The organism is Xanthobacter pollutisoli, assembly GCF_040044995.1.
Taxonomy (GTDB): Bacteria; Pseudomonadota; Alphaproteobacteria; order Rhizobiales; family Xanthobacteraceae; genus Xanthobacter.
This window is the reverse complement of sequence record NZ_JBDZDP010000014.1, coordinates 60,162-80,105: the sequence shown is the minus strand read 5'-3', so window position 1 is coordinate 80,105 and position 19,944 is coordinate 60,162. Positions and strand designations below refer to the sequence as shown.

Sequence of the window (19,944 nt, the reverse complement as noted above, 5' to 3'; positions counted from 1 at the left end):
TGGCACGAGAACTGAACATATCCAGAAGTTGGCATCTACAATGCTCAGAGAGTGCTCATACGCGAGGGGCGCGCTAGCGTAGCAGTCTTCTATTCAACTGATCAACAAGCACTTTATTCCGCCGCAGATCCCAGGATCCGGTAGACCGATGCCCGGCCGATCCCCAACGCTTTCGCGACCTCGGTCGGGCTCTTGCCCTGGCCCAAGAGCTGGCGCACCTCGCCGGCCTTTGCCCGCGCCGTAGGAGCGCGGCCCTTGTATTTGCCTTCGCTCTTGGCCTTGGCGATGCCTTCGCGCTGGCGCTCGAGCATGATCTCGCGTTCAAACTGGGCGAACCCCGCAAAGATAGTGAGCGTGAGCCGCCCGGTTGCGCTGGAGGTGTCCACAGTCTCGCCGCCGAGATTCAGGATACGCAGCGCCACGCCGCGGCTCTGGAGGCTTTGAACGAGTTCCCAGAAGTGCAGCGTAGAGCGGGCCAACCGGTCGATTTTCGCAACAACGAGGGTGTCACCTTCCCGCAGGAAGGCCAGCGCCTCCCCAAGGGCCTGGCGCTCCGCAACCGAACTGACTCGCTCTTGCCAGATCTTGCCGCACCCCGCGGCTTCCAAGTCCCGCACCTGGGCGGCGAGCCCGGCGACCTGCTCCGTAGTGGAGGTTCGCGCGTATCCCACCAACATACCCATTGTCGTCTCCTGACTGCCTCACTCACGTCTAACACATTGTGAGACGTTGCGTCCAAAAGTCAATCCCCATTTATGTGAGACGCGAAACCGGGGCTGTTGGAGGATACGGACTGCGTCTCACATGGGCTTGCCCTATTGGACACCTTGTCGACATGGTGACGGTGGGCCTTTCACAAGCCCTGACTTTCCACCGCCTCCATCGCCCGCCGCAGATCCTCGTCATGGGCGTGGGCGTACTTCGTGGTGGTGGCGACATCCTCGTGGCGCAGCAGTTTCTGCACGAGCTTCAGGTTGCCGCTTGATCGCAGGAGCCGCGTCGCCGCCGTGTGGCGGGTGTCGTGGAAGCGGAAGTCATTCAGCTTCGCGGCGGCCTTGGTGCGCCGCCAGTGCGTCTTGAGCCCTTCATAGGTTATGGGCCGGCGGTCGCCCTTGCGGATCTCGCCATCTGCCCGATCCGCCACATAGGTGAAGACGCGGACTTTGTGACCGCCCTGCAACGGCCAGAGGTGGGCGCGCAGCCCGGCGGTGAGCGGGATGGTTTCCACCTTGTTGCCCTTGCCGCGGATGGTGATGGTCCGCCCGCCCCAGTCGATGTCGTCCCATTCCAGGCCGACACATTCGGCAAGGCGACAGCCGGACATGAGGGCGAACCCCACCACGGCGTGATAATCGGGCCGCAGCGCGGCGAACAAACGGATCTCCTCGTCGGAGCGCAGCTCGCGCACGCGCTCCCTGGGCTCGGGCAAAAGGAAGTCGCGCCACGCGATCTCCTGCACCTCCTGTTCCCAATGCTTGCGCGCGCGGGCGAGCACCCGGCGCAGCGGTTCGGTCACGGTGCGGTTGACGGTGGCGTTGCTGACGCCATCGGCGCGACGGCGGGAGACGGCCTCGGAGACCTGCCGCCGGCCGATCTCGCAGAGCAGCAGGCTTTTGCCGAGGTGCGTGGTGAGCCACTCGAGCGCGGTCTCGAAGGTGGTGCCGTAGCCCCCGCGATAGTGCTGCCCCACCTCCAGCCAGAAGCGATCCATGGCGGCGTTGACCGTCATGGCCTCTCGCCCCCGCGCGATGCTTACCGCGCGCTTTGCCGCTTCCTTGCGCTCGGCTTCGAATTTTTCAGCTTCTCGGCGCGTTGTGCAGCCCGTCGAGCCATAAAATCGTACACCGGCACGTTGGAAGTCATATTGATAGTGGGGGCTGCGCTTGTCCTTATAGACTGACATGTCTCCCTCTCCCGCCGCCGGTCCACAAATGCCTCCAGGTCGGCCGGATCGAACAGCCGGCGCTTGCGTATCTCGCCCCGCCCCATGGAAATGAACGGAATTTCCCCGTGGCGCACGTGCTCTCGCAACGTGCTGGTGCAAATGCCGAGTTCCTCGGCAGCTTCATCCATGTTCAGAAGCCTGCGCATGCTCACCTCCCACAGTGCATCATCGCCAAAATTTCCGCTGCCGCCCCGTCATTCCATGGGCGGCGCGCCGGGCTGTAGCCGGAGCAGGTCGGCCTTGATGCTAGCCAGCAGCACGACTTCCCGGCTGTCCGACCATATGGTCGGCTCGTTGCCGAGGGTCATGTAGCATTCCAGAACGTGGATCTTGCTGAACACATCCCGCGCGTCGGTCGCGGGGGTCCCCATGATGGCCCTGGCGATGTCACCATCGCGGTCCCTGTCTTCGTCGTCATCCTCGGCGCCTGCCTCGATGGCAGCGACGTCGGCGCGGGCGGCGAGCCATTCTGCATAGAGGCTTGTGATCGACTTGCGCATGTTCATATCCCCATGGCGTGCGGTGCGAACGGGAAGAGCCGGCACAGGTCGGCCACCAGCGCCACCGCGTGGCGGCGCTCGATCTGTTCGAACTCTTCGAGCTGCTCTGTGAGGAAGGCGGCCTTCAGGCCAAGGTCGGACGGACGCACGGCGGGCGTCGCCATCAAGCCATCGTCCGCCGCCCACAGCTCCGCAAGGGCGGCCTGCGCGGCCTGCTCGTCTGCATCGTCGTCCGATGCGTCGGCCATGACGGCCGCGGTGGCCTCCTCGGCGGCGCGTCGGAGAGCTTCGCGCTCGCGGTGGAGGGCGGCAAAGGTGGGCGAGAGGTCGCCACCACCGGGAGCCGGCGACGACGGCGCCACGGCCACCGCGCCGGAGGGCTCGCCGGCCAGCGTGCCGAGGTTGGCGATCAAGCCGCGAAGGTGGTCAACCACCCAATCGTCGCCCGCCGGTCCTGGCGCGAGGGCCTCCGGCTTCTCCGCCGCATAGGCCAGCATCCGGGCTTTCATCAACAGCCCGGCGAAGCCCTTCGCCTCGGTAGTGCGCGTGGCCTCGGCGATGGCGTCGAGCCCTGCGAGGATCTCCTGCTCGCGCGCCTGGGCGGCGTCGAAGGCGGTGGCGAGCGGATCGGATCGGATGGCCTGATAGGCAGCTTCTCCCGTTCCCGCCGCCGCGATCATGGCGCCGGAGAAGGCCGCGCAGGTGCCCACGCTCTGCTCCCGCTCCACCGCCAGCATGGCGAGGAGCCGCTGCGCCTGGGGCCACCGGGCGCAGAGGGCCGCGTCGGCCTCTGCGGATTCGGCCTTGGGGAGCACGGCCACCGGCACCGCGAGCGCGGCGATAGTGCCGAGGGCACCTGTGGCCTTGAGCAGGCCCCGGCGTGTGGTGGGCAAGGCGGTGGCGTCCGCCGCCCGGGTCTGCGTCGTCATGGTCGGTTCCTTCCTATGGGTTGCGGTGGTGAGGGCGCGGCAGGCGCCTCAATGGGCCGGTCGGTTCGGCCCCAGCGGTGTCAGAGGCCCGCGTCGTGCGCGGCTGCTGTCAATCCGGTGACGCGATCCCGCGCGGACTGGATCAGCGCCACCCACGCGCGCGGGTCCGGGTGGTGGTCGGCGTGCTCGGCCGCGAGCAGCGCGAGCTCTATCCCGTCCAGGTGATGGCCGAGCCATTCGAGTTCGGCTTCGATCCCGCCGCCGCTGGCGAGGCGGGCGGTGGTGGCGACGGCGCGCGCGCGGGCGGCGGTCATGGCCGGAGCGCATTCCGGCAGGTCGGCGGCGATGGGGCCCATGGTGTTCTCCTTCGTTGGCGGGCGGGGTGTCAGGCGGTGGCGCCGGCCCGGATGGCCTCGTCAGCCGCTCGGATCTTGGCGAGGGCGGCGGCGAGGGGCTCGCCGGGGGTGAAGCAGACGCGGTGGGCGAGCGGCGCGGGGGCATCGAGGCGGAAGCCGGCGCCGGTGGTGATGAGCCGCGCGAAGGTGTCGCCGTCCCGGCGAAGGGTGAAGCCGTTCCCCTGGCGCTTCGCCACGTAGGCGCGCCGCCCACCGCACGCCTCAAGGGCGTGGAGCATGGCGCGAAACTCGGCGCCCAGCCGCTCGGCGTCGCGGGGCGAGTCGACAAAATCGAGATTGGCGAGGGCCTCTTTGAGGCTGGCGATGCGGGCGGCGCGCTCCGGCGCTGGCATGGCGGCCACCGCAGCCGCTGCCTTGGCTTCCTGCCATGCCATGCGGAACGCGGCGCCCATGGCTTCACGGGGGCGGTTCCGAAGGATGCATCCGAGGCCGCCGAACTGCGTCCGGAAGAGGTGCCACGCGCGGTCGAGAAGCTGGCGGCGGTTGATAGCGGTCGGCATGGCGGCTCCCCTTCGGTGTCAGGCGGCGAGGCCGGCGGCGGCCTTCTCGGCGCGCACGATGGCCTCGAGGTTGGCGACGCGCATCATGTCGGCGCTGCGGTGCTTGCCAGCGCTCCAGTTCCGGGGCGCCGCTGCGCGGCTGTATCCGGCGAAGCGGCTGCGGGCGGTGGCGAGAGCCAGCTCGGCGCGGGCGATGATCTCGGCGCGCGACATGCCCCGATGGCAGATCACGTAGCGCTGCAACACGGGCCACGCCGTCACCGGGGCCTCGCGGGCCTCGGCCCAGGCCTGCCGCAGGTGGGCGGCGAAGGCGGCGCGATCGAAGCGCAGGGCCATGGACTGACGGAAGAGGCTCCAGGCCCGGCGCATCACGCTCTTTCTGTCGATGGTGGTCATTTCGCTCGCCCTCGCTTCAACTTGATGTTAATAATATCGGGTTATCCGATTTAGTCAATATCAATCGGACAAGGTGATATCAAAATGTTGATTACGGCGGGCCAATGTAGGGCGGCGCGGGCGATGCTCGGATGGTCGCAAGACGATCTGGCGGCTCAATCGACGGTGGCGAAGCCCACAATCGCGGGCTTTGAGTCCGGGCGCCGGCAGCCATATCCGCGCACGCTGGCGGACCTTCGCCGGGCACTAGAAGCCGCGGGCGTGACCTTCCTTGCCCTCGGCGAAGCGTCGCCCACCGGGGGCCCCGGCGTGCGCCTGGATGCGGTGGGCGGCGAACCTGTGGAGGATTGATATGCCGGACGCGACCGAGGGCCACGGCGGACGTTTTGCGGGCCTGCACTCGCCTTTGGATCTTGGGCGGTGGTGCGGCATTTTACAGACGTGGCCAATCGCAGAGGGGGCGGCGCCACCAGAGGGTTTCGCGGGGCGGCTGCATGAGTTCGATGCGGCAGCATCCCGCCTCGCGCCGTTGCCGGCCGACCTGATGTGCCCGCTTCTTGAAGATGATCTTCAGTTCGCGTTGGGGCTTGAGTTTGCCAGCGCGGCGGACCGGTGGCGGGCCATCACGGTCCGGGCCTTAGAAGTGACCTGGCGGATCGCGGAGGCCCAGGAGGAAGAGGCCGCAACTCTGGCAACGCTCTCGCGTGTGCGCCACGATCTGCGGCACTTCCAAGAGGAGCCCTGGCGCGCCGCCTTGGATCTTCTCTCCCGCAGTGCGGGCCTTGATGACCAGACCGGTTCTACCGAGCGCGCGAATGATGCTTCGGCGCTGGAGCGTCTCGCGGCTGTGCATGGCGCATTGGAGAGACTGGCGCGAACGAAGCGCTTGGGCGGACGGCCGGATCATCCGCGCACCTTTTTCGCGGCGCGCCTCGCCGAATGCGCCGTGCTCTCGACGGGCTTAGTCCCGCAGCTATTTGCACCCGCCGGAGCATGGCGCGAACTGTTGCGCGCGGCGGAGATTCTGGTGAGCTTCCCCATGGCGCCGAGCGGTCAAGGCGTTGAAGACATGATGCGCCGCGTCGCCGAACTGCCGCTGTGGTCAGACCGTATCAGCGAGTTGGCGCGGCTTTTCGCGCCCGATGCCATCCCGCGAAAAATCTGGTGCGTTGCCGATTTGCCCTCCGCCGGGCTGGAAATACTCGCTTCCTGATTCTCGGCTCCCGCCTGAGATACACGCATCGCGCACGCGGATTGTGGTGGAAGGCGCCGAAAATGGCGAGTTCAAACCACGATGCGTGCAAGGGCGTTCGCGCGCTTCATGGCTCCTGATGCCGGACCTTAGCCCGGCAGGGAAAGGAGCCATCCTGTTATGCCCAGCAACGACAATAGCGCCACCGGCGCGCCAGCTTTCACCCCCCTTATCGACACTGCCGCAGCCGCCAAGCTGCTCGGCCTCGCGCCGATCTCGCTCGCAAAAATGCGCGTCCGTGGGGACGGGCCTCCCTACGTCCAGCTCGGCCGAGCCATCCGCTACAACCCTGCCGCCGTGATGGCCTGGGCTGCGTCGCACACCCGCCGCAGCACGAGCGAAGCCACCGTCGCCGCGGCCCGCGGTGAGGCTGCGTGATGTCCGCGCCGATCTCGCCCTTCCTGATGAGCGAGGAGGAGCGCGCGCGCCTCCTCGACCTCATTCGCGCCAGCCGCAGCGGCCACATCCCCACCGCAGCGTGGGTCATGGACATGCTCCGCAAGATCCTGTTCGCCTGCGGCGTGGAATTCCTCGCCGCCCTGGCGCCCCTCTCTCGCCGCGGCGACGGGATCTTCTCGCTCGCGGGTTCGCCGGATGCCGAGTGCTGGCCCGCCGGCGCCGCGCGCACGGCGGACTCGTCCTTCGCCCCCGGCGAGGTGCGAGTCGAAGGCATCTCGGGGGCTTGGGAAGACGGGAACGCCCGCCAACACGCGATCGCCTGGGGCGAGGCGGTGGCGGGCCGTATCTGGCGCCGCCCGGATGATCCGTGCCCCTCGCTGGAGGCCGTGGAACGCCTTTTCGCCCTCGCCGGCATCGCCATCCTCGCCGAGCGCTATGCCGCCCGCGGCTATCGCACGGACGGCGCGGACGATCTCCCCTTCGCCGCCGACGCGCCGCCGCTGGTGCCAGAGATGCCGAGCGGCGAGGCCGAGCCATCCGCCGCGCCGGAAGCCCCGCCACCGCCTGCAGAAGACGGCCCTTTCGTCGTCCTGCCGTCGCTGGTTGTCGACGCCGTGGTTGCCATCGCCGATGGCCTCAAGGAGTTGGCGGAAAACCCCGACTGTGCCGACGCGATCCGCGCCGGCGGTGCGGAGCCCGATGTGGTCGCCCGTGCCTCCGAACTGGTGCGCGGGCTCGCGGGCCGCGCGCTTGATGGCGAATGGGGCCCGCCGTCGGCCCATCATGCCGAGCGCCCCGCCGAGGTGGTGAGCCTCGCCCGCGCCCGACGCCATCGCGGCAGGCACCTACGGGCAGTGCCGGGGGCGGCTTCGCCCACCGCGCCGGCCATCACCGCCGAAGGGCTGCGGGCCGCCGCCCGCACCATGCGGGAGATGGCGCGCGCTGCCTCCGACCCTGCCCAGGCCGACGCGCTGCGGGAGGCAGGGCTCCGGCCGGATCTCCTGGTCCATGGCGAGCGCCACGCCGCCCGCCTGCTTGCCGATGCCGACCACATCGCCCGCCTTTTCGCGGCAGGCCGCAACGATCCCCCGCCCGCCGCCTGATCGCGGCGGGCCTTCCCTCTCCGAAACATCCAAAGGAACCCAAATGCGCACCAGCATCCTCGCCCACATCGGCGCCGCTACCTTGCTCCGTCGCCTCGCCGCCCGCGAGGAGGCCCGATGCGAGGAGGCCCTTGCCCGCGTCGGCACCGCCCTCGTCATCGTCCGCCGCACCGACCGCAATGATCCCCTGCCTGCGGCCTGACTGCGCGGCGGGCGTGCCACATCCTCTAAACGAAAGGAAAAGAGCCATGTATTCCACGACAATTCACCTCGTTAAGCCGCTCCTCACGCACGGCGGCCCCGTCTCTGTTCTGGTGCTCTCTGAGCCCACCGGCCGGGATTACCTTCGCCTCGGCGAACCGGTCGTCTGGGGCCGCAACCCCGATGGAACGGTATTCACGGCGGAGAATGAAGAAGTCATCCGCGGCTACATCGATGCTTCACTTCCTGATTCCGTTGATAGCTTCGTCATCGATCAGGCATGCCTCGAAGATGCGATGAATATCAAGGCGGCCGTGCTGGATTTTTTCCGGGCCGCACAGGGTCGCCGGTCGGCGCAGTCATCGACTACCTCGTCTTCGACGCCCGAATAATCGACGCAGCCTCGTGCGGCAGCATGACTTTCACCGAACTATTCAATTGGGCTGAGCGCGCCATCCGGCGCGCCAGCCCTCCCCACAGGAGGGGATGACGAATGCGCACAATGGAAGCACGGGCGGTCATCTCCGCCGTGGACAAAACCGGGAACGTATTCCGACAGGTGGCCGGCAAGATCAACCATCTGCAGGCGGCGTCGACGCGCGTGGGGCGCGCTTCCGCCTCCGTCTCGCGCTCCGGCGCCACCGCGCTTGCGGCCATTGGGCGGTTCGCCGCCCCGGCTGCGCTCGCCGCCGGGGCGGTGGCGGCATCGAAGAACTTTGCGGCCTATGACCGGCAACTCAGCTACCTCGCCAACACGGCGGATGCCACCGCGGAGCAGATGGCGGGCGTTCGCAAGGAAATAGGCGCTACGTCTCGCCTGGTGGCGGAAACGCCTGATGAGGTCCTCAAGGGGACGCAGACGTTCATCTCGGCCCTTGGTGACCTCGACATCGCCACGAAAGCAACACGCGAGACCGCCCGCGCAGCCAAGGCGTTCGGGACCGATATCACCGATCAGGCCGCGGCGGGCGTGGCGGTGGTCCAGAACCTCGGAATCGCAGTGGACCGGCTGAACCGGGCGAACGAAATCATGGCGGCGGGCGCGAACATCGGCATGTTCGAACCGCGCGACATGGCGAAGCATCTCCCATCCATCGCCGCTGCGGCGAAGGAGTTGAAGGTGGTCGGCGAGGCAGGCCTCGGCAAGCTGGTGGCGCACCTCGAGGTGGTGCGCACCGCCACCGGCGACAGCGCCACCGCCGCCAACGATTATTACAACTTGCTCTCGAAGATCGTCGCCCCCAGCACCATCGATGCGGTGAACGATATGGCGAAGGACCAGAAGAAAAACATCGATCTTCTCAAGGAGCTCGACAAGGGATATGCCAACGGCACCGATGCCGTTCAAACATTCCTACGCGTCGTCCGTGAATTGACCAAGGGAGATCCGAACAAAATCAAGGAACTGGTGCCCGACATGCAGGCGAACCGCGCTCTGACCGCGCTCATCGCTCTGTATGACAGCCTCGATGACAAGATCAGAACCGTGCTCAACTCGGTGGGGCTGGTGGACAGGGCCTTCGCCCGCGTGATGAAGGACCAGCAATCCAACCTCGACCGAATGACGCAGGCGTTCGACCGGTTGATGAAACTCGTCGGCGAGAACACGGGCCTGAACGCCGCCGCGGGCGTGGTGGCGGCCGGCATCAACGCACGGGTGGACGTGGGCGAAATGACTCCCTCCGAGCGCGACGCCTATGTCGAACAGAGCCAGCGGAACTACCGCTCTGGCGTCGCGGATGCGGCGAAGCGAGATCAGGAGGAGGCCGACCGCCGCCGCGCGGCGGACCTACCGTCCGAAATCGCCCTCGTGCGCCAGCGCGGCGGGCGCAATGCCGAGGCCCGCGTGATGGCGCTAGAGGAGGAGCTACGCCGCCTGCAGGGCCAAGGCTCGGCCGCGCTGCAAGGGCGCCGGTGGGACGCCGCCACCGCACGCCTCGCCGCTCAGGCGTGGCCGGAACCGGCGCTGCCTCCGCCCACGTTCGCGCCGCTCCCCGGTCCCGCGCCGCTGCCGCCACCAAACCCGCTCCGGCGCCGCCCGCGCCGCTCCGGCAATCCCCCGCTTCCGGCGGAAAGGCCGCTCCCGCCGGTGAACCCGATGCGATTTCCTTCCATCCCCGAACCTGCCGACGTGGGCGCCGTCCAGGGCGGTCAAGTCAAGGCGGTGGTGGAAGGCCCGGTGACCGCCACCGTCACCGGGCAGGCGGACGTTAATGTCAAAATCCAGATCGACGCGCCGGCATGGATGAAGGCCGTTGTCACCGAGGCGCTGAAACCGAAAATGAACCTCCGCTCGGCGCCGACGGGACGCTCGATGCCGGAGGCCGAACCGCCAGGCGGCCAATGGCCGGACTCCGGGTACTAGGGGGCACGAGGTGAGCGATACCCCCACCGGACCCACCGCGCCCGGCGCCGCCCCCAAGGTGTCGCCAGAGGCCGCCGCGCGCATTGCCGCACTCGTCACCGGCGAGGTCATCCCCGCCGCGGAGGCCCTTCCGCACGTCGATGCCCCGCCGCTGGCGCCTGATGGCCCGCCAGAGGCCGAGGACGCCCCGGCGGCTGCCGATGCCGCCGCGCCGGCCCGCCGCCGCCGTGGGCGGCCGCGGAAGGCCCGCGGTGGGGCAGATGGCGAGGGCGGCGAGGGTGAGGAGAAGCGCCCGCCGCGCGTCCGCTCCACAAGCGCCGAAACGGTGGGCGGCGTGCTGGATGGCGTGGAGTTCTGGCATTCCACCGACAATGAGCCCTATGCGACCGTCGAAATCGACGGGCACCACGAGCACCTGAGTGTGCTTGGGAAGTCGTTTGAACTGTTCCTGGCAGAGCGCATCTATGACGTGGCCGGCTCCGCGCCCACCACGAACGCACTGCGCGACGTGCAGCGGCTCTGTTGCATTCATTCGAAAAAAGGGCCTGAGCACGAGGTGTTCCGCCGCGTCGCCCGCGCAGGCGGGTGCATCTATGTCGATCTGTGCGATCGGACTTGGCAGGCCATCGAAATCACCAAGGATCGATGGGCGGTCATTCCCTCGGCGGCGCATCCTGTTAAATTTCTCCGTTCGCGGGGGATGCAGGCCCTCCCCGAGCCGGAGCTTTCCGACCGGGGAATCGAGGAGCTTCGCGAGTTCGTCAATGCGGACGGGCCGGACGACTTCACCCTTGTCGTATCTTGGCTTCTGGCGGCCTTCGGCGGCCTTTCAGCCTTCCCGATCGCAGTCCTCTCCGGTGAAGCGGGCTCGGGGAAGTCCCGCCTGGCGGAGAAGATGCGCGCCCTCACGGATCCCCACATTGCGCCGATGCGCTCGCCGCCGCGCGACTTGCGCGACCTGTTCGCCGGCGCGTCGAACCAATTTATCACATGCATTGACAACATCAGCCGAATGGAAACCGACCTGTCGGACTCCCTCTGCCGGATGGCGTCCGGCTCGGCCGAAGCAACGCGCGCGCTGAACACGAACGCGGAAGAGGTTTACCTTACCGGTGCGCGCCCCATCATCTTGACCGGAATTGGCGACCATTGGGGACAGCAATCCGACCTCGCCACGCGCTCGCTCGCCATCAAGCTCGCGGCCATCCCTGAGACCGAGCGGCGCACGGATGTGGACCTTGACGCGGCGTTCGCGGCGGCTCGCCCGCGCATCATCGGCGCCTTGTGCGACGCGGTGTCCTCCGGCCTCAGGCGCGAGGGTACGGTGCGGCTGGAGCGCCTGCCGCGACTTGCGGATTTCGCTCGATGGGTCACGGCCTGCGAGCCCGGCCTCGGCTGGGAAGAGGGCACCCTCGCCGCCGCGCTCGAGGCAGGACGCCACGAATCCTCTGCCACCGCGTTCGATGCTGACGAGGTGGCCAAGGCCATCCACGCCTTCATTCTCGATGACCATCCGGTGGCGGGCTGGGAGGGGACCGCCGGACGCCTCCTGACGGCTCTTAACGCCCGCGTCAGTGAGGAGGTGCGGCGCCTGCGCTCCTGGCCCGGCAACCCGACTGCGATGGGCACCCGCATCGAGCGCGTGGCAGGGCTCCTGCGTTGGAAGGGCTTCGCAGTGATCCGGCGCCGCGGTGCCGAGCGGACCATCGCCATCAAGCCTCCACCGACAAAGTAGCGTGCCCCACCTTTCCGCCCGCGCCCCCGCGCCTATCCGCCCCGCGCGACGCCGAAGGCTGGCTTAAGGGCCGACCGGGGCCATTCGCCCCGGCCTCGCGGTGGGCGCTGGTGGCCTCCGCGAGGCGATTGGAGATCCGCCCCGCGCTGGCGGCGGGGCACACTGTTGCGGCGGCGCCACGGGTGCCCCCCCCATGTAGGGACCGTGTGCGGCCCGGCCTGCCGCACGGGGCCGCTGCCTCCCGGCTTTTGGGTAGTGTGCGACCACGCATCCGGTACACGCGACACGCTTTTCCTGGCTCTTTTGACCGTGCTGCACGCATCTTCGCACGCCACGCGCGCGAAAGTTGTGCCGCGCGGCCGGGGCCGGCTGCCCTGGCGCGCCGGCACCAAGCCTAAGGGCATGTTTCTCAAGAGGAAACGCGGCGCCGGCCTAAACTTGAGGCTTGAGGTTTAGGCCTTCTCTGCCGGGAGGTCGGGAGGCAGCGGCCCCGTGCGGGACAAAAGGCGCCAAACGGTCCCTATAGGAGGGGGGTGGCCGTGGCGCCGGCGGCGCACTGTTGCCTGCGCGCATCGTTGCCGCTGCCTGGGAAATTCTCGGTGAATATTCGGCGCTGGGAATTCGAAAAACACCCGGAAAATTCGAATTAAATGGGCTGGAGCCGTCAAATCCCACACCACCGCACCATTTTCTTGCATTTTCTCGACACGTTGCAGCACTTTACGACACCGCCTTGTCACGTTATAAATCCTCATAAGCCATTGATAACAGACGTTTTTTTACACCTCGTCACGTTGGGGACCCCCTTCCTTTTAGAACTTTAAAGGAAAAATAGAGGGACCGGCGGCAGGCGGGCGCCGGGGGAATTTATTTTGCGCAGTAGTGCGAAATAGGGACAGGCGTCGAAAGGCGACAAAGCGTAAATTATCCTGAATTATCATATGCTTAAAGGTGTCGTGGCGTGAAAATCAGGGTGTCATAGGGCGTCGAAGGCGTCGAAAACGGCGGCTCCAGCGGTGCTGGAGTGTAGAAAGTCGCCGCTCGGGCGGGGGATTTTCCGATTTTCCGGCATTTATTTTGAATTTCCGCCGCCGAAATTCGCGATGGCGTCCTGGCGGGGCAAGCTCGATGGCTCGCGCCGGTGATGAGCGGCCACATGGTGCAGCTCGGCGGACCACCCGAAGCCCTTCACCGCCGCCCCGCGGGCGATGATCGCGCGCCCACTTTAGCCGGCGCGGCGGCTCTTTAGCGCTCGCGGATCGCGGCTCGCCATCAGGTTGCACCACCGCCCGCCTTCATGGCTCGGCTGTCATCTCCCGCCGGGGCTCCGCGAAGCGTGAGAAGGGGCGGGGGAAATCAACCCACAGGCGGGCGGCGCTTCGGCGGGCGCCTGCGGATGGGGACCACCTCCGCCGACGCCTCGGTGGGCTTGAGGGGCTCTCCCATCGCAGCGGCGAGGCGGGCACCGATCGTCTCGGAGGCAGCCCGGACGGGATCGTCCGCAAGGTGGGCGTACCGCTGGGTTGTCGCGGCCTGGCTGTGCCCCAAGAGGCGCCCGATCATCTGGAGCCCCAGCCCCGCGCCGGCGCCGATGCTCGCGTGGGTATGACGGAGGTCGTGCAGGCGCACCCTTGCCCGCTCCTCGGTCACTGGCTGCCCATGCCGGTCAATCTCCGGCTTGCCGTCCGCCCCGAGCTTCTCCACCGCCTCGATGAAGCCCGCCCGCCTAGACACGAGCGTCCACGGCCGCTGAAGGTCGGCGCGGGGCCTTTTTGGATCGTCTCCTGCGATCACGAAATCGCCCACGCGTGGAAGCCCCGCGAGGATCGCCAGCGCAGGGGCATTGAGGACGATGGCTTTTCGGCCGGTCTTGGAATCCGGCAAGAGCAAGAGCCCCCGCTCCATATCCACGTGGGCCCACCGCAACCCAAGGATTTCCCCCAGCCGAGCCCCGGTGAAGATCAGGAGACGGATGGCCGCTGCCGCGTGCGGCGAGATCCTCGTGCGGCGGTTCGCTTCGCGGGGCGCGTGTTTCACCTTGCCATCCGGGCGCGGCTCCCACGGAACCCCTTCGGTCTCGGCCTCGCGCAGGGCATTGCCGAGCCGCACCATCTCCTCGCCGGAAAGGAAGGCCTCCCGGCGCGTCTCGCGGAACTTAGCGAGGCCCTGGCAGGGATTCTGCCCCTTGGGAACGATGCGCGCCCTCTGTGCCCATGAGAAGGCCGCGGAGAGCGCGGCAACGGTCCTGTTGGCCGCCACCGGCGCGGTGGTGCCGACGCGGCGGTGAAGGCGGGCAACGTCGGCCTCGGTCAGGGCTGCCGCCTTGCGGGTGCCCAGCGCCGGCACGATGTGGTTCCGCACGAGCGCGGCATAGCCTGCGGCCGTCCTTGGCTTCTTCTTGAGGGTGACCTCCTCCCGGAGCCACGTCTCCGTCATCTCGGCCACAGTGGGCGCTACGCGCTCGGCGGCCCTGGCGCCGGCCGGATCGCCACCGCGCCGCACATCGGCGAGGGCATCGCGGGCGAGGTCGCGCGCCTGGTCCGGCGTGAGTTCCCCATAGCTCCCGAGCTTCAGGCGCCGCTTCGCCACGCTGCGGCCACCGCCACCCGGCCGGTACTCCACCACGAAGGTTTTCAGCCCGGCCGGAGTGACCCGCAAACCGAAGCCCTTCAGCTCGGAATCGAAGAAAATGCGCGGCTTATCCACCGGGGGGAGGCTGTCCACGGTGCGTTTGGTGAGCCGGAATCGTTCAGCCATAAGCCCTGAGCCCCTCGATGCGAGTCGCCACCACGTCGCCACGGGCGACGCAAACCGTGGATATCACCAGCCAACACTAAGCATCAAGGATCGTTCATTTTCATGGGTTTCGGCACCTATGGACAACAACAGCCATCCATGGGAAACAGGTAAGATCAGATTTGTAAACCGAAGGTCGGGGGTTCGATCCCCTCAACCGGCACCACGAGCGCGACGGGGGCAGCGCCTGTTCCATCGCGTCAGCCGGCTCTGCGAGCAGACCTCGGTCATCGTCACCACCCACCTTGCCTTCAACGAATCGGTGAGCGTCTCCACCGACTCCAGGCAGATTCCCGCCGAATGACATCCAACGGGAGGAAATCTCACCCGCTTCGCCGTTTTAAAACCCATCAAGGAACAGGACCGAACCCGGCGCGTTGGTTCGGCGCAGCACTACAACCAAATCCTTCCGGGAGGCGAACCATGCGCATACGCAAATGGGCGCCGCTCGCTGCGGCGCTTCTCATAACGACTATTCTGACGCCTGCGATCCCCGCCGCTGCGGACGAGGCCACCTTCCTCTCGCGCTTCGAGGGAAAATGGTCCGGCGGCGGATCCATGAAACCAACGGCCCGGGCCCCCGGTGTCCCTCTCGATTGCGTAGCCAGCGGCAATTCCGGCGCGCGTACCCTTTCGCTCGGCGGCAAGTGCAGCGCGGTGATCCTCAGCCGCGGTCTGTCGGCCGACCTCAAGTACGATCCGGGCACCAATCGCTACACCGGTGTCTACATCACCGAGGGTGATCCCCCGGCGGCGCTGAATGGTACGCGTGCGGGCGATGCGCTGGTGCTGGCTGTGAAGTGGCCCAAGCCGGTTAACGGCGACAGTGACGCCACCATGATCATCCGCAATGCCGGCAACGGGAAGTTCAGCTTCACCGTCCGCGATGCCGTCGAGCCCGGTGGTCCGATCATCACGACGGCGAACTTTACGCTCAGCAAGTAGGGCCAGGCAGACCGCGCTGCGGAGCAGTCCTTCGGGGACCGGGGCGCTAATGCCATGAGTACACGTACGCCGCGGTCAAACGCCGCTTAAGTCAGCTGGAACGCAGACGCTCTTGAACGCCCGCTTGGGCGTCTCGACGGCAGCACAGTTGGAAAAGCTCACGCCCACGTTGAGCACGGGAGAGAGCGCGCCCGTGAGATGCCGTGGCCGCCGGGCCGGCTCGATGAATTGGCCTGCGACCTCGAGAGCTGTTAGCGTAAGATGGCCGCCGGCCCGCAATTTCAATCGCGATCGTTTATTCCAAGATCCATATTTATTACTTCGCTTTGGCCCTTGCTGGGGTGCACTGATCTCGCAGTGCCTCCGGCGGGGCGAAAGAAAATTGGGCATCGAAGGGCGCTCGTGGCCAAGGATATCCTCGCGACGCGCTGATTCATTGGTATTATAGTTGGACTGAAGATTTCACGTGGAGTGCGCGGCCAGATGCCGAACGAGAAGCGTGCGGGGCTTGGACCGAATGCGAAGACCGCATCCCGGAGCCAGGCGGTACCCCAATTGTTTGAACGCAACTGCTCGGTCGGACGCACAATCTCCATCATGTCGGATGCGTGGAGCTTCCTCGTCATCCGCGAGGCCTTCTTCGGCGCGCAGCGGTTCGAACAGTTTCGGACGGCGCTCGGGCTGCCACGCGGCACGCTTGCGGAACGGCTGAAGCGCCTCACCATGCGCGGGATTTTCCGGCAGGTGCACTATTCGGCGAATTCAAGCCGGGCGGAATATCATCTCACGCGCTGCGGAATGGAGCTGTACCCGAGCTTCGTCGCACTGATCCGCTTTGGCGACCGATGGCTGTCGGGGGCGGAGGGGCCGCCGCTGCGCCTGATCCACGCCACGTGCGGCGCGGACTGCGAGCCCTATGTGGCCTGTTCCCACTGCCTCGGCGAGGTGAAGGCGAACCGCGTGCGCTATCGCGACGGGCCGGGCGCCGGCCGCACCCCGGTGGAGCCGGCGAAGCGGGCGCGGCGGACGGCGGAATCCGCAAGCTTCTCGCGCGGTCGCCCGAGTTCGGTGTCACGGTCGCTGGAAATCATCGGCGACCGCTGGAGCTTTCTCATCTTGCGCGAGGCGTTCTTCGGCGTGCGGCGCTTCGACCAGATGCAGACCGAGCTGCGGATCGCGCCCAATATTCTCACCGAACGGCTCGGCCGGCTGGTGGCACGCGGGGTGTTCGCCCGGGTCAAGTATCAGGATCTGCCCGAGCGCTACGAATATCGGCTCACCGAGATGGGCAAGGATCTCTACGGCGCATTCATCACCATGGGCGCGTGGGGCGACCGATGGCTTTCAGCCGGGGACCCCCCGCTGGTCCTCACGCATCTCGACTGCGGGCACGATTTTTCCGCGGTGGTGGTCTGCGACAAATGCCGCAAGCCCATCGAGGCGCCGGACATGCGCTACCGCCTCAATTACGATCCGGCGCAGTATGGCGCTCCGTTGGCCGACGACAGGATCGTCGAGATCCTGGTGTCGGGCGAGGATGCGCCTGCTCGGGATGCGCCCAGCCAGGACCGTGCGGCACAGGATGCGCCGCGGCCGGGGAAGCGGGCGGCCCCCCGCCGGGGCCGCCCGAAGACCGCTACTTCTTGATCAGCGGGCACTGGCTCTGGGACAGCGGACGGAAAGCCTGTTCGCCCGGAATGACCTGCACCAGCTTGTAATAGTCCCACGGCCCCTTCGATTCCGAAGGGCTCTTCACCTGATAGACGTACATATCGTGGATGAAGCGGCCATCGGCGCGGATGTAGCCGTTCTTGGCGAAGAAGTCGTTGACCTTCATCTCGCGCATCTTGGCCATCACGGCCTGTGCTTCGTCGGTGCCGGCGGCTTCGACGGCCTTGAGATAATGCATGGTGGAAGAATAGTCGCCCGCATCGCCCATGTGCGGCTTGCGGCCCATGCGCGCCTCGAAGCGCTTGGAGAAGGCGCGAGTCTCGTCGTCCCGGTCCCAGTAGAAGGCATTGGTGAGCACGAGGCCCTGGGCGTTCTCAAGGCCCATGGAGTGGATGTCGGAGATCCACACGAGGAGCCCGGCGAGGGACTGCTTGCCGGACTGCCCCAGCCCGAAATCGTGCGCGGCCTTCACCGCGTTGATGAAGACGGTGCCGGAGCCGGCGACCGCGATCACATCCGCGCCCGACCCCTGCGCCTGAAGCATGAAGGAGCCGTGATCGAGGGTATTGATGGGGTAGCGGACCGAGCCCACCACGGTGCCCCCGCCCGCCTTGACTACCGACGCGGTGTCGGCCTCCAAAGCGTGGCCGAAGGCGTAGTCCGCGGTCAGGAAGAACCAGTTTTTCTTGCCCTGCTTGATGAGCGCGTTCCCCGTGCCGACGGCCAGCGCATAGGTGTCGTAGGCATAGTGGATCGAGTTCGGCGTGCACATGTCGCCGGTGAGGCGCGAGGAGCCCGAGCCGTTGATGATGGCAATGCCGTTCTTTTCCTTCGCCACCCCCGCCACGCCGATGGCCACGGCCGAATTGATGAGGTTGGCGATCATGTCGACCTTGTCCACGTCGAACCATTCCTTCGCCTTGGCGATGGCAACCTCGGTCTTGTTCTGGTGGTCGGCGACAATGACCTCGATGGGCTTGCCGAGCACCTTCCCGCCGTAGTCCTCCACGGCCATCTTCACCGCCGTTACGGATCCCTCGCCCGATTCATGGGAGAACTGCCCCGACATGTCGGTGAGAACGCCGATCTTCACCGTGTCACTGGAGATCTTGCCGGCCGCGGGGGCCTGAGCATGGGCCGGCAGCGACATGGCAAGCGCGGCGCATATCGTCGCCACGTGTGCAATTCTGGACATCCGTCTTCCTCCTGCGTGATCCGGCGCGCCTTTCCGGCTTAGCGTCCGGCTGATCTGTTCCTGCCCCGCCCGATGTCTTTCATAAATGGACGTTTGAATTGCCGCGGCCCGGTCATTTCATCCCGCAGTGCAGTATGGATGGGTGAGGGCCGCGGGAAATGCTGTCGAAGGCCGGGCATTCGGTCCCGTGTCGGTCGGTGCGGCATTGACAACAGCACTTTCAGTCTATTAATGCAAGTTACGAATTGACCAGCGGATCCGATCCCGTCGGTCGCCCACCGGCGGCGCGACGGGCGGGACAAGAACCGGTGGTGCCCGCCCGCGGGCAGTCCTTTATGGGAGGCGGCAGGTGAGCGCGCGCGAAACGCCGGACCGGCGGCAGAACTATCGACACTTCCGGGAGATCACGACGCGCTGGATGGACAATGATGTCTACCAGCACGTGAACAACGTGGTTTATTACTCGTTCTTCGATACGGCGGTGGGCCATTACCTGATTGAGACAGGTGCGCTGGACGTTGAATCCAGTCCCATCATCGGCCTCGTGGTGGAGACGCGCTGCCAGTATTTCTCGTCGCTGTCGTTTCCCTCAAAGGTGCATGCAGGCCTGCGCGTCGGGCGCCTCGGAACCACCAGCGTGCGATACGAGATCGGCATCTTCCGCGATGCGGACGATGTCGCTGCCGCGCAGGGGCATTTCATCCATGTCTACGTGGACCGCGCCACGAACCGGCCTGTTCCCCTCCCGGACAAGCTGCGCCAAGTTCTTGCGCCCCTCGCCGTCGACGAGGCAGACACCAGGGCCAGGGAGGGCTGAATGGCGGATATCGAGGTCGCCGTCGAAGATCACATCGCCACCGTCACGCTGAACCGTCCGGCGCAGCGCAACGCCATGACGCTCGCCATGTGGCGCGACGTGGCGCGACTATTCGGCGAACTTGGCGCGGACCGCGATGTGCGGGCGATCCTGCTCGCAGGCGCGGGCGCCGACTTCAGCGTCGGGGCGGACATTTCCGAATTCCCCGTGGTGCGCCACACGCTGGAGCAGAGCGTCGAGTATGAGGTCGCGGTGGATGCGTCGTCCGATGCCATCGCCGGCGCCGGTAAACCGACCATCGCGGTGGTCTCCGGCTATTGCCTCGGCGGTGGCTGCCACCTGTCCATGTCCTGCGATTTTCGCATCGCCGCGCCATCCGCCATATTCGGCATTCCAGCGGCCAAGCTTTCCATCGTCTATGGCGTGCGTAGCACCCAGCGCCTGCTTTCTCTCGTCGGGCTCACGCAGGCGAAGCGCATCCTCTACACGGCGGATCGCATCCCCGCCGAGGAGGCGTTGCGCATTGGCTTCGCCGACGATCTGGCGGACGACCCGATGGCCGCCGCGCGGACGCTCGCCGGCCGCATCGCGGCGAATGCGCCGCTCTCGGTGAGCGGGGCGAAGTTCATCCTCGACGGTCTCGCCATGGGGTCCGGGGCCCTCGATCTCGATGCCGCCCAGGCGCGCATCGACGGTGCATCCCGCAGCTTCGACTATCAGGAGGGGCGCAATGCCTTCGCCCAGAAGCGCCCGCCGCGCTTCGAGGGGCGGTGAGCTCA

General features: G+C 66.9%; 21 protein-coding genes and 1 pseudogene. 12 read left to right on the top strand and 10 right to left on the bottom strand.

Annotated features, from left to right (window positions below; all coding sequences use genetic code 11):
• Nucleotides 1-113: 113 nt before the first annotated feature.
• The 8 genes from ABLE93_RS20700 to ABLE93_RS20665 all read right to left on the bottom strand — a co-directional run bounded on the left by ABLE93_RS20700 (nt 114) and on the right by ABLE93_RS20665 (nt 4,686).
• A complete protein-coding gene (locus ABLE93_RS20700; protein ID WP_348841723.1) occupies nt 114-683 on the bottom strand; it encodes a recombinase family protein in 570 nt (189 codons plus the stop codon).
• 170 nt (nt 684-853) lie between these two features.
• Nucleotides 854-1,729 (bottom strand): tyrosine-type recombinase/integrase, encoded by an 876-nt coding sequence (locus tag ABLE93_RS20695; RefSeq protein WP_348841722.1) that lies wholly within the window; start codon nt 1,727-1,729, stop codon nt 854-856.
• 23 nt (nt 1,730-1,752) lie between these two features.
• Nucleotides 1,753-2,091, bottom strand: coding sequence for a helix-turn-helix domain-containing protein (locus tag ABLE93_RS20690; protein ID WP_348841721.1), 339 nt, complete (start codon nt 2,089-2,091; stop codon nt 1,753-1,755).
• 48 nt (nt 2,092-2,139) lie between these two features.
• Nucleotides 2,140-2,445 (bottom strand): hypothetical protein, encoded by a 306-nt coding sequence (locus tag ABLE93_RS20685; RefSeq protein ID WP_348841720.1) that lies wholly within the window; start codon nt 2,443-2,445, stop codon nt 2,140-2,142.
• 2 nt (nt 2,446-2,447) lie between these two features.
• Complete coding sequence (locus ABLE93_RS20680) at nt 2,448-3,374, bottom strand: hypothetical protein (RefSeq protein ID WP_348841719.1); 927 nt, start codon at nt 3,372-3,374, stop codon at nt 2,448-2,450.
• 80 nt (nt 3,375-3,454) lie between these two features.
• Nucleotides 3,455-3,730 carry a hypothetical protein gene (locus ABLE93_RS20675; RefSeq protein WP_348841718.1) on the bottom strand — a complete coding sequence of 92 codons (276 nt, stop codon included), beginning with the start codon at nt 3,728-3,730 and terminating at the stop codon, nt 3,455-3,457.
• Nucleotides 3,731-3,759: 29 nt separating this feature from the next.
• Nucleotides 3,760-4,290, bottom strand: a complete 531-nt coding sequence (locus ABLE93_RS20670) for a hypothetical protein (RefSeq protein WP_348841717.1) — start codon at nt 4,288-4,290, stop codon at nt 3,760-3,762.
• Nucleotides 4,291-4,308: 18 nt separating this feature from the next.
• Nucleotides 4,309-4,686: a hypothetical protein gene (locus tag ABLE93_RS20665; protein WP_348841716.1), complete on the bottom strand. Its 378-nt coding sequence runs from the start codon at nt 4,684-4,686 to the stop codon at nt 4,309-4,311.
• An 84-nt stretch (nt 4,687-4,770) separates the two neighbouring features.
• Here ABLE93_RS20665 and ABLE93_RS27015 point away from each other — a divergent pair.
• The 8 genes and pseudogenes from ABLE93_RS27015 to ABLE93_RS20625 form a co-directional block, all read left to right on the top strand.
• Nucleotides 4,771-4,938: pseudogene (locus ABLE93_RS27015) on the top strand (helix-turn-helix domain-containing protein); the annotation flags it as partial.
• Between the two features lie 100 nt (nt 4,939-5,038).
• Nucleotides 5,039-5,899: a hypothetical protein gene (locus tag ABLE93_RS20655; protein WP_348841714.1), complete on the top strand. Its 861-nt coding sequence runs from the start codon at nt 5,039-5,041 to the stop codon at nt 5,897-5,899.
• Between the two features lie 159 nt (nt 5,900-6,058).
• Nucleotides 6,059-6,316, top strand: a complete 258-nt coding sequence (locus tag ABLE93_RS20650) for a helix-turn-helix domain-containing protein (RefSeq protein ID WP_348841713.1) — start codon at nt 6,059-6,061, stop codon at nt 6,314-6,316.
• Complete coding sequence (locus tag ABLE93_RS20645) at nt 6,316-7,440, top strand: hypothetical protein (protein ID WP_348841712.1); 1,125 nt, start codon at nt 6,316-6,318, stop codon at nt 7,438-7,440. Before ABLE93_RS20650 ends, ABLE93_RS20645 begins: the two co-directional genes overlap by 1 nt.
• Before the next feature lie 43 nt (nt 7,441-7,483).
• On the top strand, nt 7,484-7,642 hold the full coding sequence (locus tag ABLE93_RS20640; RefSeq protein WP_348841711.1) for a hypothetical protein: 159 nt from the start codon (nt 7,484-7,486) through the stop codon (nt 7,640-7,642).
• Nucleotides 7,643-7,688: 46 nt separating this feature from the next.
• On the top strand, nt 7,689-8,033 hold the full coding sequence (locus ABLE93_RS20635) for a hypothetical protein (protein WP_348841710.1): 345 nt from the start codon (nt 7,689-7,691) through the stop codon (nt 8,031-8,033).
• A 101-nt stretch (nt 8,034-8,134) separates the two neighbouring features.
• Complete coding sequence (locus ABLE93_RS20630; protein ID WP_348841709.1) at nt 8,135-10,006, top strand: phage tail tape measure protein; 1,872 nt, start codon at nt 8,135-8,137, stop codon at nt 10,004-10,006.
• Between the two features lie 58 nt (nt 10,007-10,064).
• Nucleotides 10,065-11,741, top strand: coding sequence for an AICE element replication initiation protein (locus tag ABLE93_RS20625; RefSeq protein WP_348841708.1), 1,677 nt, complete (start codon nt 10,065-10,067; stop codon nt 11,739-11,741).
• Nucleotides 11,742-13,097: 1,356 nt separating this feature from the next.
• Here the strand turns inward: ABLE93_RS20625 and ABLE93_RS20620 are convergent.
• Nucleotides 13,098-14,498 carry a tyrosine-type recombinase/integrase gene (locus ABLE93_RS20620; RefSeq protein WP_348841707.1) on the bottom strand — a complete coding sequence of 467 codons (1,401 nt, stop codon included), beginning with the start codon at nt 14,496-14,498 and terminating at the stop codon, nt 13,098-13,100.
• 462 nt (nt 14,499-14,960) lie between these two features.
• On the opposite strand from ABLE93_RS20620, the gene ABLE93_RS20610 reads away from it, so the two are divergent.
• Nucleotides 14,961-15,482 carry a hypothetical protein gene (locus tag ABLE93_RS20610; RefSeq protein ID WP_348841706.1) on the top strand — a complete coding sequence of 174 codons (522 nt, stop codon included), beginning with the start codon at nt 14,961-14,963 and terminating at the stop codon, nt 15,480-15,482.
• 597 nt (nt 15,483-16,079) lie between these two features.
• The gene (locus ABLE93_RS20605; RefSeq protein ID WP_348841705.1) at nt 16,080-17,129 is read left to right on the top strand and encodes a winged helix-turn-helix transcriptional regulator; all 1,050 of its coding nucleotides are present in this window, start codon (nt 16,080-16,082) and stop codon (nt 17,127-17,129) included.
• On the opposite strand, the gene ABLE93_RS20600 is transcribed toward ABLE93_RS20605, so the two are convergent.
• On the bottom strand, nt 17,119-18,348 hold the full coding sequence (locus ABLE93_RS20600; protein ID WP_510183061.1) for an ABC transporter substrate-binding protein: 1,230 nt from the start codon (nt 18,346-18,348) through the stop codon (nt 17,119-17,121). The two genes, ABLE93_RS20605 and ABLE93_RS20600, sit on opposite strands and share 11 nt — an antisense overlap.
• 349 nt (nt 18,349-18,697) lie before the next feature.
• Between ABLE93_RS20600 and ABLE93_RS20595 the strand changes: the two genes are divergently transcribed.
• Entirely contained in the window at nt 18,698-19,165 is a 468-nt protein-coding gene (locus ABLE93_RS20595; RefSeq protein WP_348841704.1) for an acyl-CoA thioesterase, read from the top strand.
• Nucleotides 19,166-19,939, top strand: coding sequence for an enoyl-CoA hydratase-related protein (locus tag ABLE93_RS20590; RefSeq protein WP_348841703.1), 774 nt, complete (start codon nt 19,166-19,168; stop codon nt 19,937-19,939).
• The last annotated feature ends 5 nt before the right edge of the window (nt 19,940-19,944 follow it).

Excerpts from the sequence above, each read along its gene's own strand:
- ABLE93_RS20700 (WP_348841723.1), bottom strand. The coding sequence starts at position 683 with ATGGGTATGTTGGTGGGATACGCGCGAACCTCCACTACGGAGCAGGTC.
- ABLE93_RS20695 (WP_348841722.1), bottom strand. The coding sequence starts at position 1,729 with ATGACGGTCAACGCCGCCATGGATCGCTTCTGGCTGGAGGTGGGGCAG.
- ABLE93_RS20690 (WP_348841721.1), bottom strand. The coding sequence starts at position 2,091 with ATGCGCAGGCTTCTGAACATGGATGAAGCTGCCGAGGAACTCGGCATT.
- ABLE93_RS20685 (WP_348841720.1), bottom strand. The coding sequence starts at position 2,445 with ATGCGCAAGTCGATCACAAGCCTCTATGCAGAATGGCTCGCCGCCCGC.
- ABLE93_RS20680 (WP_348841719.1), bottom strand. The coding sequence starts at position 3,374 with ATGACGACGCAGACCCGGGCGGCGGACGCCACCGCCTTGCCCACCACA.
- ABLE93_RS20675 (WP_348841718.1), bottom strand. The coding sequence starts at position 3,730 with ATGGGCCCCATCGCCGCCGACCTGCCGGAATGCGCTCCGGCCATGACC.
- ABLE93_RS20670 (WP_348841717.1), bottom strand. The coding sequence starts at position 4,290 with ATGCCGACCGCTATCAACCGCCGCCAGCTTCTCGACCGCGCGTGGCAC.
- ABLE93_RS20665 (WP_348841716.1), bottom strand. The coding sequence starts at position 4,686 with ATGACCACCATCGACAGAAAGAGCGTGATGCGCCGGGCCTGGAGCCTC.
- ABLE93_RS20655 (WP_348841714.1), top strand. The coding sequence starts at position 5,039 with ATGCCGGACGCGACCGAGGGCCACGGCGGACGTTTTGCGGGCCTGCAC.
- ABLE93_RS20650 (WP_348841713.1), top strand. The coding sequence starts at position 6,059 with ATGCCCAGCAACGACAATAGCGCCACCGGCGCGCCAGCTTTCACCCCC.
- ABLE93_RS20645 (WP_348841712.1), top strand. The coding sequence starts at position 6,316 with ATGTCCGCGCCGATCTCGCCCTTCCTGATGAGCGAGGAGGAGCGCGCG.
- ABLE93_RS20640 (WP_348841711.1), top strand. The coding sequence starts at position 7,484 with ATGCGCACCAGCATCCTCGCCCACATCGGCGCCGCTACCTTGCTCCGT.
- ABLE93_RS20635 (WP_348841710.1), top strand. The coding sequence starts at position 7,689 with ATGTATTCCACGACAATTCACCTCGTTAAGCCGCTCCTCACGCACGGC.
- ABLE93_RS20630 (WP_348841709.1), top strand. The coding sequence starts at position 8,135 with ATGCGCACAATGGAAGCACGGGCGGTCATCTCCGCCGTGGACAAAACC.
- ABLE93_RS20620 (WP_348841707.1), bottom strand. The coding sequence starts at position 14,498 with ATGGCTGAACGATTCCGGCTCACCAAACGCACCGTGGACAGCCTCCCC.
- ABLE93_RS20610 (WP_348841706.1), top strand. The coding sequence starts at position 14,961 with ATGCGCATACGCAAATGGGCGCCGCTCGCTGCGGCGCTTCTCATAACG.
- ABLE93_RS20605 (WP_348841705.1), top strand. The coding sequence starts at position 16,080 with ATGTCGGATGCGTGGAGCTTCCTCGTCATCCGCGAGGCCTTCTTCGGC.
- ABLE93_RS20600 (WP_510183061.1), bottom strand. The coding sequence starts at position 18,348 with ATGTCCAGAATTGCACACGTGGCGACGATATGCGCCGCGCTTGCCATG.
- ABLE93_RS20590 (WP_348841703.1), top strand. The coding sequence starts at position 19,166 with ATGGCGGATATCGAGGTCGCCGTCGAAGATCACATCGCCACCGTCACG.